This is a genomic window from Streptomyces sp. NPDC054975 (assembly GCF_053609105.1).
Genome location: NZ_JBSGWV010000013.1, coordinates 105,052 through 119,482, shown reverse-complemented (window position 1 = coordinate 119,482; position 14,431 = coordinate 105,052). Strand labels below are relative to the sequence as shown.

9 protein-coding genes are annotated in these 14,431 nt (G+C 73.6%); 4 read left to right on the top strand and 5 right to left on the bottom strand.

Translation table 11 applies throughout. The features are described 5' to 3' along the window. The first annotated feature begins 63 nt into the window (after positions 1-63). Positions 64-3,711: a hypothetical protein gene (locus ACWF79_RS15545; protein WP_453728631.1), complete on the top strand. Its 3,648-nt coding sequence runs from the start codon at positions 64-66 to the stop codon at positions 3,709-3,711. Here the strand turns inward: ACWF79_RS15545 and ACWF79_RS15540 are convergent. Both ACWF79_RS15540 and ACWF79_RS15535 read right to left on the bottom strand, forming a co-directional pair. Further along, entirely contained in the window at positions 3,683-4,312 is a 630-nt protein-coding gene (locus ACWF79_RS15540; protein ID WP_453728630.1) for a hypothetical protein, read from the bottom strand. The two genes, ACWF79_RS15545 and ACWF79_RS15540, sit on opposite strands and share 29 nt — an antisense overlap. Then, positions 4,309-5,946, bottom strand: coding sequence for a serine/threonine-protein kinase (locus ACWF79_RS15535; protein ID WP_453728629.1), 1,638 nt, complete (start codon positions 5,944-5,946; stop codon positions 4,309-4,311). Before ACWF79_RS15535 ends, ACWF79_RS15540 begins: the two co-directional genes overlap by 4 nt. 322 nt (positions 5,947-6,268) lie before the next feature. On the opposite strand from ACWF79_RS15535, the gene ACWF79_RS15530 reads away from it, so the two are divergent. Further along, entirely contained in the window at positions 6,269-8,332 is a 2,064-nt protein-coding gene (locus ACWF79_RS15530; RefSeq protein WP_453728628.1) for a phosphocholine-specific phospholipase C, read from the top strand. A gap of 28 nt (positions 8,333-8,360) precedes the next feature. Here ACWF79_RS15530 and ACWF79_RS15525 read toward each other — a convergent pair whose 3' ends face one another. Next, positions 8,361-9,161 (bottom strand): DeoR/GlpR family DNA-binding transcription regulator, encoded by an 801-nt coding sequence (locus ACWF79_RS15525; RefSeq protein ID WP_453728627.1) that lies wholly within the window; start codon positions 9,159-9,161, stop codon positions 8,361-8,363. A gap of 151 nt (positions 9,162-9,312) precedes the next feature. Here ACWF79_RS15525 and ACWF79_RS15520 point away from each other — a divergent pair, with 151 nt between their 5' ends. Both ACWF79_RS15520 and ACWF79_RS15515 read left to right on the top strand, forming a co-directional pair. Then, positions 9,313-10,272 (top strand): SIS domain-containing protein, encoded by a 960-nt coding sequence (locus ACWF79_RS15520; RefSeq protein ID WP_453728626.1) that lies wholly within the window; start codon positions 9,313-9,315, stop codon positions 10,270-10,272. Next, the gene (locus ACWF79_RS15515) at positions 10,272-11,126 is read left to right on the top strand and encodes a class II fructose-bisphosphate aldolase (protein ID WP_453728625.1); all 855 of its coding nucleotides are present in this window, start codon (positions 10,272-10,274) and stop codon (positions 11,124-11,126) included. The genes ACWF79_RS15520 and ACWF79_RS15515 overlap by 1 nt, the downstream gene beginning before the upstream one ends. Here the strand turns inward: ACWF79_RS15515 and ACWF79_RS15510 are convergent. Both ACWF79_RS15510 and ACWF79_RS15505 read right to left on the bottom strand, forming a co-directional pair. Continuing rightward, the gene (locus ACWF79_RS15510) at positions 11,074-12,855 is read right to left on the bottom strand and encodes a VanW family protein (protein ID WP_453728624.1); all 1,782 of its coding nucleotides are present in this window, start codon (positions 12,853-12,855) and stop codon (positions 11,074-11,076) included. The genes ACWF79_RS15515 and ACWF79_RS15510 overlap by 53 nt on opposite strands. Positions 12,856-12,949: 94 nt before the next feature. Then, a complete protein-coding gene (locus tag ACWF79_RS15505; RefSeq protein ID WP_453728623.1) occupies positions 12,950-14,398 on the bottom strand; it encodes a GH1 family beta-glucosidase in 1,449 nt (482 codons plus the stop codon). Between the last annotated feature and the right edge of the window lie 33 nt (positions 14,399-14,431).

Sequence of the window (14,431 nt, the reverse complement as noted above, 5' to 3'; positions counted from 1 at the left end):
GCTGTCGGACCCGGATGGTGGAATGTTCCTCGTCGCCACATGATCGCGAGGGGGAGCAAGAGCATGCCCGGTGCACCCACGGACCCGGCCGAACTGCGTCGCCTGATCGTCGCGTTGCTCGGCCCCGGCGCTCCGGCCGGTGACGGTACGGCCGTCGGGGCGGACCGTCGCGACGACAGCGCGGCCGTCGCGGCGGTCCGCTCGACGCGCCCCGCCCGGGGCCTGGCGCGAGCACTCTCCCGCGACCTGCCGCCGACGAGCGCCACCGCCGTGCTGCTGAGCGAACTGACGGTTCGCCACCTCGCGGGATCCGGGGAGCGCTGGCGCCGGCTCCACGACGCCCTCGCCACCGCACCGGGCACACTGCCGGAGCTGCTCGCCGCGCTGCCCGTGCCGAGCGACGCCGAAGCGGATCGGCTCCCGCCCAAGTCGGTCTGCGACACCCTGGCGTTGCTCCTGGAGCACGCGGCACCCACGCACGCGGCGGCCGCGCTCGGCGCGCTGCCGCAGCGGAGTCTGGAGACGATCCTCGCGGGAGGCTCTCTCCCCGGCCCCTCGCTGACCGACGCCGTCGTTCTCCACGGCGACAGCCGGGCCCGCGCCGCGCTGGCCCGACACCCTCGGATCGACGCCAGGGTCCTCAAGCAACTGGTCGCCGCCGACGACCCGCGCGTGAACGCGGCCGTCTACCGCAACAACCGCTGCACGCCCTCCCTGCGCCGCACGGTCGTCCACGCCCACGCGCTGGGCCGCGTCGCCCTGGAGGAGACGCTTCGGGCGGAGCTGCTGTCGCCCGCGGGCGCCGCGTCACGCGCCCGGACCGCGCCCCTGCTCGTCAGCGGTGATCCGCCGCTGGTGCGACAGGCGCTGACCTGGGGCGCACGGAAAGTGGCCCAGCGCCATGCCCTGCTGCGGGTTCTGGAATGCCGTGGCGCCGACGCCCTGCGCGCCATGCTCGCCGACCCGTCCGTCGTCCCGCACGTCCACACGGAGATCCGCGCCGAGGTCGCCGGTGCGCTCGAAGGCGTGGACGCGGCGCCTCGGCTGCGTGCCGCCGGAGAGCCGTACGAGGATCCGGCCGAGCTGCCACGGCTCCTCGGTGTCTCTCGTGGCACCAGTACCCTGCGCGACCTTCTCCACGAGCCGTACGCCCACGACTTCCGCGCACTGGCGGCGGCCAACCGGACGAGTCCCTTCATGCCGAAGGCGGCGGAGGAGCTGCTCCGCCACGAGGACGCCACGGACAGCGAGCGCGCGGAGTTCCGGCTGACGCTGCTCAACGGCCCGTGGCGGGCCGGAGGCCGCATCGCGGGCAACCTCACCCCGCCGCACCGCCGACTGGCAGAGGAAGCGCTGGACGAATCGGCCGGCGACTGGGCCGTGGGCATGGTCGAAGCGGGGCTGCTCGACCCCGCCGAGCTGGTGACGACGGCCCGGCCGGCGGCCCGTGCCGCGGAGGCGCTCCGCGCCGTGACAGAACGGGGCCTGGACACCGTTGGGGTCCGAACCACGCTGACCGCGCTGTACGAGGAACATCTGGCGGGCCGCCCCGATGCCGTGGAGACGCTGCTGCGGAACCTTCCCGATCATCTCGGCACGCTGAGCGAGGCCGCGCGCGAGGCGGGTGCGGAGGCGGGCGCGGAGGCGGCGAGGGGCGCGAGCCTCCAGCAGCCGACGCCGACGCCGACGCCGAACGGGACCGAGGTCGCGCCGCCGACGACCCTGCCCGAGCAGCGAAGCCCGGAACCGGTCGGTGAGCGGGCACGGGCCGCGCTCGGCGCGATCGACCTGCTGCGGTCGCTGGCCGCACCCGGCACCGCCCCGCTGCCGGACGATCCGGAGGTCCTGCGCCGCCTGTCCGCCCACCCCAGGGACGACGTGCCCGGCCGACGCCACCCCGACTGGCTGTACGAGGCCTGTCTGGCGCAGGGTCTGAACGACCTCGCGCACCGGTGCCACCCGCCCACCCGCGCGGACGCTCTCGCCCGGATGGCGGAGACGACGGAGTCCGGCTCCCTCGCGCGCATGGCCGAACAGTCCTATCTGCACGGCATCGTGTCGGCCGACGACCTGCTGTACCACCTCCCGGCCGCCCATCTGCTGCGGTTCCCCCACGACTGGAACCACCTGGCCTTCCCCACGGCCTGGCGGCGCTCCCTCGCCGCATTCCTGGAGCGCGAACTGGGGGCGGACGCGAACGCCTGGCTGCGGCTCGCCGCAACCGCCCGACGGTCTCTGACGGAGACCGACGGCGCGGGAAACACGGGTCTTCACGCCGCCACGTGGCCCGGGCTCCTGGACCGGTCGCGGCTCGACGCCCGGCGCACCGCCGTCCCCCTGGAGGAGGCGCGAGCACCCGTCTGCCATGCCTCGACGTTCGCCCCGACCGAGCCGCCCACCTCACCCGAGTCGGCGGTGCGCCTGCTCGCGCGGGGCAACCACCTGTGGGCATGGCCGCTGGGCACGCTGCTCTGCGTGGCGGCGCCCGCCGCCCTGGCCGCGGTGATGGCCCGCATCGGCCCCGACGGACCGTGGATGCTGGCCGCGTTCGTCCTACGGTCCCGCGCGACCCCGCCCACCCCTTTCGCGTACCTCCTCGACCAGCGTGACCCGTCGGCCCTGACGGTTCTCTCGGAGCAGTCCCGTTGGCTCGACCCCACCGCCCTGCACCGGCTCCTCGACCTGGCCGACCCCGACGTGGATCTCGCCGTGCTCCGCACCAACGGCGATCCGGAGGTGGCCCGGCGTGTGGCCGCCCGTCCGGGCGGTGTCGCGCCGCGCCTCGTCGCCGACCTGGGCGCCGACCCCCTCGCCGAACTCCCCGGCAGTCGTACGGCATGGCTGGAGTCGGGCGAACCGGAACTCATCGAGCTCGTCTTCGACAGGGCCGGCAAGCACCTGACGATGGCCCAGCAACTCGCGGGCGCGCTCAACCTGCTGCGCCACGGCGGACCCGGCAGGCTGGCCGCGCTCGCGGCGGGCGGACGGCTCGGGGCCGCGGTCACCCGCCTCTGCCAGAAGGCACTGGCGAGTGACGACCCGGCCGCGGTCCTCGCCGCCCGGGCCGCGAAGGAGCTGGCGCCCGGACGCCTCGCGGCACGGCTCCGGAAGTGCCGTACGCACGCGGACCCCCGCCACCTCCTCGACAGCACCCCGGGCACCCCGGATTGGGAGGCACTGGAGGCCGAGCACGCGCGGGACCCCTTCCCCTTCTGGGAGGCCGTCGTCAGGCACCCCACGGCTCCGCGGGACTTCCGGATCCGCAACGCCGCGCACCTCCACCGCCTTTCGGCGTTCGGCACGCCGCCGGACCGGGACGTGACCGTGGCCCGCGTCCGGCACGGCGTCGACACGTACGGGCGCGAGCCGGTGGACGCCCTCCTTGACCACCTGCTGAGGACCGGTCGGCTCTCCGGCCCGGACCTCGTCCGCGAGGCCGCGCCGGCGGCCGTCGTCCTGAGCTGTCTGGGCCGCGCCCGCCGCAGGCCGGACGCGGCCCGGATGGTGGGGCCGGCCCTGGAAGAGGCCGCCCGGCTGGTGGCCGAGCGGCTCGGAGACGACCCCGACGCCTGGCGTGCCGTTTACGCCCGCCTCACCGATCCGGCCATGAACCAGGCACCGGCCTTCGCCACGCCCGAGCTGCTGTCCGGCCCCGATCGGCGGGAGGGGGGCTGGGGGGTGCCTAGGACGTCGGTTCGCAGCGGTAGGTGAAGTGGGTCTCCGCCGTGTGCCGGGTGGGGGAGACCACGACGAGCCGTGCCGTCGCCCGGTGCTCGCCGGGACCGTGGAACGTCCAGAGCAGGTGCAGGCGGGCCTGCGTCTGATGGCGGGCGAGCCGCTCCCGCAGCAGCCCGGAGGAGGTGCCGTCACTGCGCTCCCAGCGGTACGTGACGGCACCGGGCCGCCCGTCGGTCTCGACGACCGCCACGACATCGGCGGTGCCGTCGCAGCCGGGCGGCCGTGCCGGGGCGGCGACCGTGACCCCGCGTACCGCGACCTCCGGCCCGAGCCGCTGCCAGGCGAGGAACGCGAGGGCGGCGAGCAGGACGGCGGCGGGCAGGGCGTACCGGCGCAGCGCCCTACGGCGGCGCGGCGGGGCCTCGGGCGGAGCGCCGTGCCAGATCTGAGCGGTCGTCGGGCCACCGGCCATGCGGTGCCGGGTCGCCGGAGTCACCCCGGGGCCGAACCGCAGGACCGCGCCCTCCACCCGGTCCGGTTCCACCCGATCCGGCTCCCCGTCCCGCGCGGGTCCCTCGAACCAGTGGCTGCCGAGCACCGTGGCGCTGTACTCGTCGGGGTCGTCGCCGCTCATGAGATCGTGCACCTCCTCGTGAGGATCTGCTGAGTGGAAGCGCCGTTCGCGGCGGCCGGGTCCGTGGTCGCCCGGACGCCCCAGTAGCAGCCGCCGGTCCTCGGGAAGGTGTGCGGCATCGTGATCGTGTACCGGGTCGCGCCACTGCGCCGTACGCTCTCGGAGCCGTCCGGCACGCCGGCCGCGCCCTTGGTGTCGGCCGTGAACCAGGAGAGCTGGAGGACCACCGGGCCGGTTCCGTCCGTCACGACCTCGAACGACGCCTCCGCCGTGGTCGTACCCGTCTGACGCAGCGCGGTGACGGAGACCGCCTTCACGCCGACCGGACGTGTCGTGGGCGGTGTCGTGGGAGGAGTGGTCGGAGGCGTCGTGGGCGGTGTCGCCGGTGGTGTGGTCGGCGGCTGGGTCGTCGGCGGGGTCACGAAGGTCGCCGTCGGGGACACCGTGAGCGTCGGCGTGGGGGTGGTCGACGGGGTCGCCTCCTCGGACGCCGAGGGCGTGGCTTCGGGAGACGCCGTGCTCGTCGGTGGCGCGGCCGTGGGGGACAGCGAGGTGGTCGGCAGCGCGTTCGTGGAGGCGAACGCCTCCGCCGTCGTACGGCCCCCCTCGTCACCGGCCCGGGCGGCGACGGCTGCGAGGAGGGCCAGGATCACCGCGGTGATGCCGGCCGGGATGGCGATCTCCGGCCACAGCCGGCGCCCGCGACCCGAGGGCCCGGGCAGCGTGGTCGTGGCGAGCGCGGTCGTGCCGGTGGCCGGTTCGCCGCCGGAGCTGGGGAAGAGCAGCGGCAGGAGTGCGGCGAGCGCGGCGAGCCTGCGCTGCCCCCGCTCCTCCCAGTCGGCCCCGTAGGCGGCCGTGGCGATCCCTTCCAGCTCCGCCACGAAGGCCGTCGCGTGCGCGGGGCGCTGCTCGGGGGCCTTCGCCAGACCACGCCGGATCAGCGGCCGCAGGGGCTCGGGGACCTCCGCCTCCGGCACGGGCGCGTCGAGGTGCTGCAGCGCCAGCTCGGCGATGTTCTGGCCGGTGAACGGCTTGCGTCCGGTCAGGCACTCGAAGAACGTCGCGGTCGCCGCGTAGACGTCGGCGGCCGGGGACGCGGGCTCCCCGTTCCACTGCTCGGGCGCCATGTACGCGGGTGTGCCCGCGATGCCCGGCGTGCTGCCGTGGTCGGTCGCGATTCCGAAGTCCACGAGCGTGGACGAGCCGTCCGCCGCGACCAGGACGTTCTCCGGCTTGTAGTCGCGGTGCACCACCCCGGCCCGGTGCGCGGCGGCCAGGCCGAGGAGCGAGCCCTTGAGGACCAGGAGCGCTGCCTCGGGGCCGGTGGCGCCCTCCCGGGCGAGCAGCGCGCGCAGGGCGACCCCGTCGACCAGCTCCATCACGATCGCGGCGCCCCACGGCGCCTCCACGTACTCGTACAACCGCACGACGTGCGGCGATTCGAGTGCGGCGAGCCGCCGTGCCTCCGCCCGGAACCCCCGGACGAAGGCGGGATCGGCCCGCAGGCGCTCACCGAGGTACTTCACCGCCACCGGCAGCCCGGTCGCCTCGTGGACGGCGAGCACCACCCGTCCGCCGGCGCCCGCCCCCAGCTCCCGGGATTCCCTGTACCCGGGTACCACCCATGCGTTCATCCCGCCCCCAGTCCTCTTCAACGAGGACAGATTCTGGCCACGGCCGGTTCCCGGCAAGGGCGCGCGCCTGGGGTGCGGGCGGCGCGGGGACGGCGTACGGGCGGCGCATGGACTTCTCACGCGAGCACATGGACTCTTGGACGTCCGCCCCCGGCCGGGCGGCACCGGACCCTACCCTGTTCCGCGTTCATGTGTGCCACGTTCATGTCCTGTACCGCGCCGCAACGCGTCGACGACACGCAGTCGACCTCTCACCCCCTGATCTTGGGCTCGCTCGGACCGCCGTTCCCCCCACCGGAATCCACCAGAGGTGCTCAGACACATGACCGACATCAACCGGCGCCGCTTCCTCCAGATAGCGGGCGCCACCGCGGGACTCGCCGCGCTGGACAGCAGCATCGCCCGGGCCGCGTCCATTCCGGCCGCCCGCACGTCCGGCACCATCGCCGACGTCGAGCACATCGTCGTGCTGATGCAGGAGAACCGCTCCTTCGACCACTACTTCGGCGCCCTCAAGGGCGTCCGCGGCTTCGGTGACCCCCGTCCCGTCACCCTGCCCAGCGGTAAGTCGGTCTGGCACCAGCAGGGCAGCGGCAAGACCGTGCTGCCGTACCACCCGACGGCCGAGGACCTCGGCATGCAGTTCATCGCCGGGCTGAACCACGACTGGGCCGGCGGCCACAAGGCGTTCAACAACGGCAAGTACGACCAGTGGATCCCCGCCAAGTCCGCGGGCACCATGGCGTACCTGAACCGGGACGACATCCCGTTCCACTACGCCCTCGCCGACGCGTTCACCGTCTGCGACGCCTACCACTGCTCCTTCATCGGCGCCACGGACCCCAACCGCTACTACATGTGGACCGGGCACACAGGCAACGACCGCACCGGCGGCGGACCCGTCCTCGGCAACGAGGAGGCCGGATACAGCTGGACGACGTACCCCGAGCGGCTCGAACAGGCCGGGATCTCCTGGAAGATCTACCAGGACATCGGCGACGGCCTGAACGCCGCCGGCCACTGGGGCTGGATCAACGACGCCTACCGCGGCAACTACGGCGACAACTCCCTGCTGTACTTCAACCAGTACCGCAACGCCCAGCCGGGCAACCCGCTCTACGACAAGGCCCGCACCGGCACCGACGTCTCCAAGGGCGACGGGTTCTTCGACATCCTGCGCGCCGACGTCGCCGCGGACCGGCTGCCGAAGATCTCCTGGATCGCCGCGCCCGAGGCCTTCACCGAGCACCCCAACTTTCCCGCGAACTACGGCGCCTGGTACATCTCGCAGGTCCTGGACGCGCTGACCTCCAACCCGGAGGTGTGGAGCAAGACCGCGCTGTTCATCACGTACGACGAGAACGACGGCTACTTCGACCACGTGATCCCGCCCTACCCGCCGGCCTCGGCCGCCCAGGGGCTCTCCACCGTCGACACCTCCCTCGACCACTTCTCCGGCAACGCGAGCTACGCCGCCGGCGTCTACGGCCTCGGCCAGCGCGTCCCCATGCTGGTCGTCTCGCCCTGGAGCAAGGGCGGTTACGTCTGCTCCGAGGTCTTCGACCACACCTCGATCATCCGGTTCATGGAGCGCCGCTTCGGGGTGCAGGAGCCGCAGATCTCGCCCTGGCGGCGCGCCATCTGCGGCGACCTGACCTCAGCCTTCGACTTCGGTCTCGAGGACACCGCCCGCCCGGCGCTCCCCGACACCTCGGCCTACAAGCCGCTGGACAACGACCGCCACCCCAGCTACGTGCCCAAGCCGCCCGCCCAGCCCGCCCTGCCGGTCCAGGAGCGGGGCGCGCGCCCCACCAGGGCGCTGCCGTACGAGCTGTACGTGGACGGCACGGCGACGCCGTCCACCGGACGCTTCACCGTCACCTTCGGGGCGGGCGCCCGGGCAGGCGCGTTCTTCTACATCACCGCGCCCAACCGCACCGACGGCCCGTGGACGTACACGGTGTCGGCCGGCAAGTCCCTCGCGGACACCTGGAACACGGCGTACTCCGCGGGGGTCTACGACCTCACCGTCACCGGCCCCAACGGTTTCCTGCGTACCTTCCGGGGACCGGGGAAGACGGCCGGCCCCGAGGTGACGGCCCGTCATGACGCCGCCACCGGAAGCCTCGTGCTGACGATGACGAACACCGGCGCCGCCGCCGTCACGCTCACGGTCACCAGCGCCCCCGCCTACGGTGGGCAGTCGCAGCGGGTCACCGTGGCCCAGGGCGCGACCGTGAAGCACACCGTGGATCTGGCCGGCAGCAAGCGCTGGTACGACCTCTCGGTGGTCTCCAGCGGCAACGCCACCTTCCTGCGCCGCTTCGCGGGCCATGTCGAGAACGGCGCGGCGGGCGTCAGCGACCCGGGCATCATCACCGCCTGACGGACCACGGGCGCGGTGCGGCGGCGGATCAGACGGTGATGACCTCCACGTCGGCCTCGGCCAGCCGCCGCACCGCCTCCGCGGGCAGGCCCGCGTCGGTGACCAGCACGTCGACCCGGTCGAGCCCGCAGATCCGGGCGAAGGCGCGCCGCCCCATCTTCGAGGCGTCGGTGACCACGACGACCCGGCTCGCGCGCTCGGCCAACAGCCGGCTGATCCCCGCCTCGTCCTCGTGGTGCGCCATGATCCCGAGGTCGGGGTCGATGCCGTCGACGCCGAGGACGACGACGTCGAGCACGACCTCGTCCAGGACGCCCGCCGCCAGCGGGCCGACGAGTTCGTACGTCTGCGGCCGGGCCACCCCGCCGGAGACGACGATCTTGATCTGCGGGCGTACGGCCAGCTCGCCCGCGATGTTCAGGGCGTTGGTCACCACCGTCAGCGCGGGCGCGGGCGGCGTACCGGGGGCTTCGGGCCGGCCGCCGCCGAAGCGCAGGGCGAGCGCACGGGCCACCTCCGTCGTGGTCGTCCCGCCGTTGAGGCCCACCACCTCGCCCTCGTGGACCAGTTCGGCGACGGCCGCGGCGATGCGCTGCTTCTCCGCGGCGTGCCGGGAGGACTTGTAACGCAGGGGCAGCTCGTAGGAGACGCCGTGCGGGACGGCCCCGCCCCGGGTGCGGACGAGCAGACGCTGCTCGGCGAGCTCGTCGAGGTCCCGGCGGATGGTGGCGGGCGAGACGTCAAGGGTGCCGGCGGCCTCCTCGACCTCCAGTCTGCCGGTCGCGGCGAGCAGTTCGAGGAGCGTGGTCCACCGCTCGTGCTTCGACATGATCGCGATTTTAGCGCCGCGCCGAGCCGGTGAACCCTGGACCGCACGCCCCGGCTGATGGATACTACGCCCGTAGCTACTGCTCGAAGATGCTCGAAAATAATCTGTTACGAGCAAGACTGAGCATCCTGTGTCTGTGAAGGAGCCGCACGTGCCCACCTCGGGACCCTCCCGCACCGCCGCCGAAATCGCCTCCCAGCCCGCCTCCTGGCGCAAGGCCGCCGAGACCCTGCCCCAGCACCGCGCGGCGCTCCCGGCGCGCGGCGAGCGCGTCGCCGTCGTCGGCTGCGGCACCTCCTGGTTCATCGCCCAGGCCTACGCCCAGCTCCGGGAGGCCGGCGGCCACGGCGAGACCGACGCCTTCGCCGCCTCCGAGTTCCCCCTCGGCCGCCGCTACGACCGGGTCCTCGCGATCACCCGCTCCGGCACCACGACCGAGGTCCTCGACCTGCTCCGGCGCGTCCAGGGGACCGTCCCCACCGGCGCCCTCACCGCCGACCCCACGACCCCCGTCATGACGGCCGCCGACGCCGTGGCCGTCCTCGACTTCGCCGACGAGGAGTCGGTGGTGCAGACCCGCTTCGCCACCACCGCCCTCGCCCTGCTCCGCGCCCACCTGGAGGCCGAGAACGCTCTCCCGGCCGGGGTGCGGACCGTCGAGCGCGCCGCCGAGGACGCCGAGCGCGCCGTCACCGAACCCCTCGCGGCGGCGGTCACCGGAGCGGAGCAGTACACCTTCCTGGGGACCGGCTGGACCTACGGCCTCGCCCTCGAAGCCGGCCTGAAGATGCGCGAGGCGGCGGGGGCCTGGACCGAGGGCTACCCGGCCATGGAGTACCGCCACGGCCCCATCAGCATCACCGCGCCCGGCCGCGTCACCTGGGCCTTCGGCCCCGTCCCCGCCGGCCTCGCCGACGACGTCGCCCGCGCCGGCGGCACCCTCGTCGCCGAGTCCGGCGACACCGAGGCGGAGCTCGACCCGATGGCCGACCTCGTCCGCGTCCAGCGGCTCGCCGTCCTGCTCGCCGAGGCCCAGGGCCAGGACCCCGACCGCCCCCGCAACCTCACGCGGTCCGTCGTCCTCACCACGGCCGGTACGGAGGAGAGCTGATGCCGCTCACCGCCACCGGCGAGATCGTCCTCGGCGCCCGTGACCGGAAGGCCGGCGCCGGGGCCTTCAACGTCATCCAGATCGAGCACGCGCAGGCCATCGTCGCGGGCGCCGAGGCCGCGCACCTGCCCGTCATCCTCCAGATCAGCGAGAACACCGTCCGCTACCACGGCTCCCTGGAGCCCGTCGGCCTCGCCACCCTCGCCATCGCCCGCCGCGCCGCCGTCCCCGTCGCCGTCCACCTCGACCACGCCGAGTCGCCCGAACTCGTCCACGAGGCCGTCGAGCTGGGCTTCCGCTCCGTCATGTTCGACGCGTCGACCCTCCCGTACGAGGAGAACGTCGCCGCCACCCGCGCGATGACGGACCACTGCCACCGACACGGCGTCTGGGTGGAGGCCGAACTCGGCGAGGTCGGCGGCAAGGACGGCGCCCACGCCCCCGGGGTCCGCACCGACCCGGACGAGGCCCGCGCGTTCGTCGCCGCCACCGGCGTCGACGCCCTCGCCGTCGCCGTCGGCAGCTCGCACGCGATGCTCACCCGGGACGCCGTCCTCGACCTCGCGCTCATCGCCCGGCTGCGTGGGGCCGTGGACGTCCCTCTCGTCCTGCACGGCTCCTCGGGCGTCCCCGACGAGGACCTCGGCCGGGCCGTCCACGCCGGCATGACGAAGGTGAACGTCGCGACCCACCTCAACAAGGCGTTCACCGGCGCCGTCCGGACCCACCTGGCGGAGAACGCCTCGACCGTCGACCCGCGCCGCTACCTCGGCCCGGCGCGCACGGCCGTCGCGGAGGCCGTCACTCACCTGCTTCAGGTGTTGGCGGCGGAGGCTCCTCCGGTTCGCACGTGACGCGGTCGCGCGGGGTGTAGTGCGTACGGAAGGTCTCCCGGCCGACCTCCGCCCCACCGTCGCGGAAGACCCGGTCCACGGTGATGTCGAAGCCCTCCAGCGGGGGCTGCGGCTCGCACTTCGGACCGGTGCCCTTCCGCTCGGCGGGCTCCGTGAGGTTGGTGCGGGGCCCTTCCACCGCCTCCACCGCGTCGTACTTCTTCGTGCCGAGGAAGCTGACGGTCACCGAGGAGTCCGTCGCGCTCGCCCGGATGTAGATCCACGCGTCCGAGTTGTTGCGGAACTTCAGGTCGAGCGTCCCCCAGGCCACCGTGGCCTCGCGGCCCGGCGGGTACCGCTCGATGTAGAAGGAGTGCGCGCCGTACTCGACCGGCTTCACCCCGGCGAAGAAGATGGCGTTGAAGACCGTGGTCGCCACGGCGGAGACCCCGCCGCCCGGCGCCGAGTGGTACTGGCCGTCCAGGATCATCGTGCCGTCCACGAAACCGTTGGCCTTGGTGCGTTCCCCGACCGTCCGGTTGAAGCTCCACACCTCGCCCGGCTTCACCAGAGAGCCGTTGATCAACTCGACCGCACGGCCGATGTTGATCGTCCGGTAGGGCGCGGTGGGGAAGTTGACGGTGAACGTCGACATCTGCTCCTTGATGCCCATCTTCGCCACGGACTCCCGGGTCAGCACGGGCTGGATCAGCTCCGTGGCCACCGGACCGGTCCGAGCGGCCTCGCCCCGCTTCGGCAACAACGGCATCACCGCGTCGCCCAGGGCCTTCGCGGTCACCTCGTGGCCCGGCCTGCCGTCGGTGAGGACCACCACCCGGCCGTTCTCCACGCCGAGGCGTGCCTCGACCGGACCGGTCGCGATCGAGTCGAGCGGACGGGCGACGGCCGGGTCGCGGAGCAGACCCTTGGCATCGAGCGTGGGGACGAGCCGGCCCTTGTCGTCCGCCTTCACCGTCAGATGGGCGCCGAGGGTGGTCGGTGTGATCCGCAGACGTTCGCCGTCGACGGTGAGGACGACCGGCCCGGACATCGCGGGCGTACCGAAGGTGTTGAGGAAGCGCGCCGTCTCGGCGGCGTCGACCTTGGGCCGGGCCACGGCCGTCGGCAGCGTCACCGGGTCCTCGCCGTCGGCCTCGGGGTAGTGGGCGCGCAGGGTGTCCACCGAGCTGCCGACGTCCAGCTTCTGGCCGTTCCGGGCCTGGACGGTCACCGCCTGGCCGTTCCTGAAGGAGACGGCGCCCTCCACGGTCGTGCGGTCGTAGGTGCGGGCCGTCTCGGTCATCGCCGCCCGGGCCTTGGTCTCGTCGAAGGTGACGACGGGTGCGACGTCCCGCTCGTCGGAGGAGAACAGCCGGCCGATCACGGTCACCGGATCACGCGCCGGGTCGGCCGCCTTGTCGACGGTCTTCGTCACGTCGACGCCCAGTCCGGCCGCGGCGGGATCGACGGTGCCGGTGCTCTCGCCGATCCGCACCGGTATCGGCGCGGTCCAGGACGGCGGCGCCGATGACGTCAGCTTCGCGCGGGCCTCCTCGCGGCTCATGCCGCCGATGTCCACCCCGCCCACCCGGGTGCCGTCGGGTATCTCGTCCCCGGTGGCGATCAGGCCCGCCGCGTACAGTCCGCCGACGGCCAGGAGAGCCACCCCGGCCGCCGTCACCGCGAGCCGTATTCGCCGACCGCGCGAGGACGACGGCGTCGCGTCGTCCTCGATCCTGGAGTCGCGCACACAGCCTCCCGGTGCGGTCGGGGGTACCCGAGATCCTTTCGTGACGTTACGCCGTGTGGGTGCCCCGCGCATGCCGGAAGGCTCTGACCTGCGCTTACGTCGCGCTGCCTGGAGGGTCGAGCAGCTCGCCGGACCGGGCCACGCGCGCGTACCAGCGTGCACTCGCCTTCGGCGTACGCGCCATCGTCGCGTAGTCCACATGGACGGCGCCGAACCGCTTCTGGTAGCCGTACGCCCACTCGAAGTTGTCCAGGAGCGACCAGAGGAAGTAGCCGCGTACGTCGGCCCCGTCGGCGATCGCCCGGTGCGTGGCCGCCAGATGACCGTGCACGTAGGCGATCCGCTCGGGGTCGTGGACCGTGCCGTCGGGGCCGACCTCGTCCTCGTACGCGGCACCGTTCTCCGTGATCACCAGCGGAAGGTCCGGGTGGCGCGCCGCGAGCCGGGTCAGCAGCTCGTGGAGCGCGTCCGGGTCCACCGCCCAGCCCATCGCCGTCCGCGCGCCGGGTGCCTGGTGGAAGGCGACGTCGTCCGCACCGGGCCAGGGGGAGTGGTCGCTCGCCCCGTGCCCGTCGTCCTGCGGCTTCGCCATCCCCTCGGTCACCGACGAGACCACCGTCGGCGTGTAGTAGTTGACGCCCAGCCAGTCCAGCGGCTGCCGGATCGTCCCGGTGTCCCCGTCCCGTACGAACGCCCAGTCGGTGAGGGAGGCGGTGTCGGCGAGGAGGTCCGGCGGGTACGCCCCGTCGAGCATCGGGCCCAGGAAGACCCGGTTGCCGACCGCGTCGATCCGGCGGGCCGCCTCCTGGTCCGCCGCCGACGCCGTGAGCGGCTGGATCGCGTGCAGGTTCAGGCTGACGGAGAGCGAGGCCCGCCCGGGCAGCGCGGAGCGCAGCGCCTGAGCGGCGAGCCCGTGGCCCAGGTTCAGGTGGTGGGCGGCGCGCAGGGCCGCGACCGGGTCGGTGTGGCCGGGTGCGTGCACCCCGGAGCCGTAGCCGAGGAAGGCGCTGCACCAGGGCTCGTTGAGGGTGGTCCAGCGGGTGACCCGGTCGCCGAGCGCCTCGCCGACCAGCGCCGCGTACGCGCCGAACCGCTCGGCCGTGGACCGCTCGGGCCAGCCGCCGGCCGTCTCCAGGTGCTGCGGCAGGTCCCAGTGGTAGAGCGTCACGACGGGTTCGATGCCGGCCGCGAGCAGTTCGTCGACGAGCCGGCGGTAGAAGTCCAGGCCCTTCTGGACCGCCGGTCCGCGGCCGGTGGGCTGGACCCGTGGCCAGGAGACGGAGAACCGGTAGGCGTTCAGGCCCATGTCGGCCATCAACCGGACGTCGTCCCGGAAGCGGTGGTAGTGGTCGACCGCCACGTCACCGGTGTGGCCCTCGAACACCCTGCCCGGGGTGTGCGAGAACGTGTCCCAGATCGAGGGCGTACGGCCGTCCTCGGCCGCCGCCCCCTCGATCTGGTACGCGGCGGTGGCGGCGCCCCACAGGAAGCCGGGCGGGAACGTACGGGCCGTGGTCAGCGGTCGGGGATCTGTCGCGGTCATGCGGAAGTGCTCCCAGGGGAGAGGAGGGTACGG

What these genes read in the sequence shown, in the direction of transcription:
- ACWF79_RS15540 (WP_453728630.1), bottom strand. Translation starts at nt 4,312, where the DNA reads ATGAGCGGCGACGACCCCGACGAGTACAGCGCCACGGTGCTCGGCAGC.
- ACWF79_RS15515 (WP_453728625.1), top strand. Translation starts at nt 10,272, where the DNA reads ATGCCGCTCACCGCCACCGGCGAGATCGTCCTCGGCGCCCGTGACCGG.
- ACWF79_RS15545 (WP_453728631.1), top strand. Translation starts at nt 64, where the DNA reads ATGCCCGGTGCACCCACGGACCCGGCCGAACTGCGTCGCCTGATCGTC.
- ACWF79_RS15505 (WP_453728623.1), bottom strand. Translation starts at nt 14,398, where the DNA reads ATGACCGCGACAGATCCCCGACCGCTGACCACGGCCCGTACGTTCCCG.
- ACWF79_RS15530 (WP_453728628.1), top strand. Translation starts at nt 6,269, where the DNA reads ATGACCGACATCAACCGGCGCCGCTTCCTCCAGATAGCGGGCGCCACC.
- ACWF79_RS15535 (WP_453728629.1), bottom strand. Translation starts at nt 5,946, where the DNA reads ATGAACGCATGGGTGGTACCCGGGTACAGGGAATCCCGGGAGCTGGGG.
- ACWF79_RS15525 (WP_453728627.1), bottom strand. Translation starts at nt 9,161, where the DNA reads ATGTCGAAGCACGAGCGGTGGACCACGCTCCTCGAACTGCTCGCCGCG.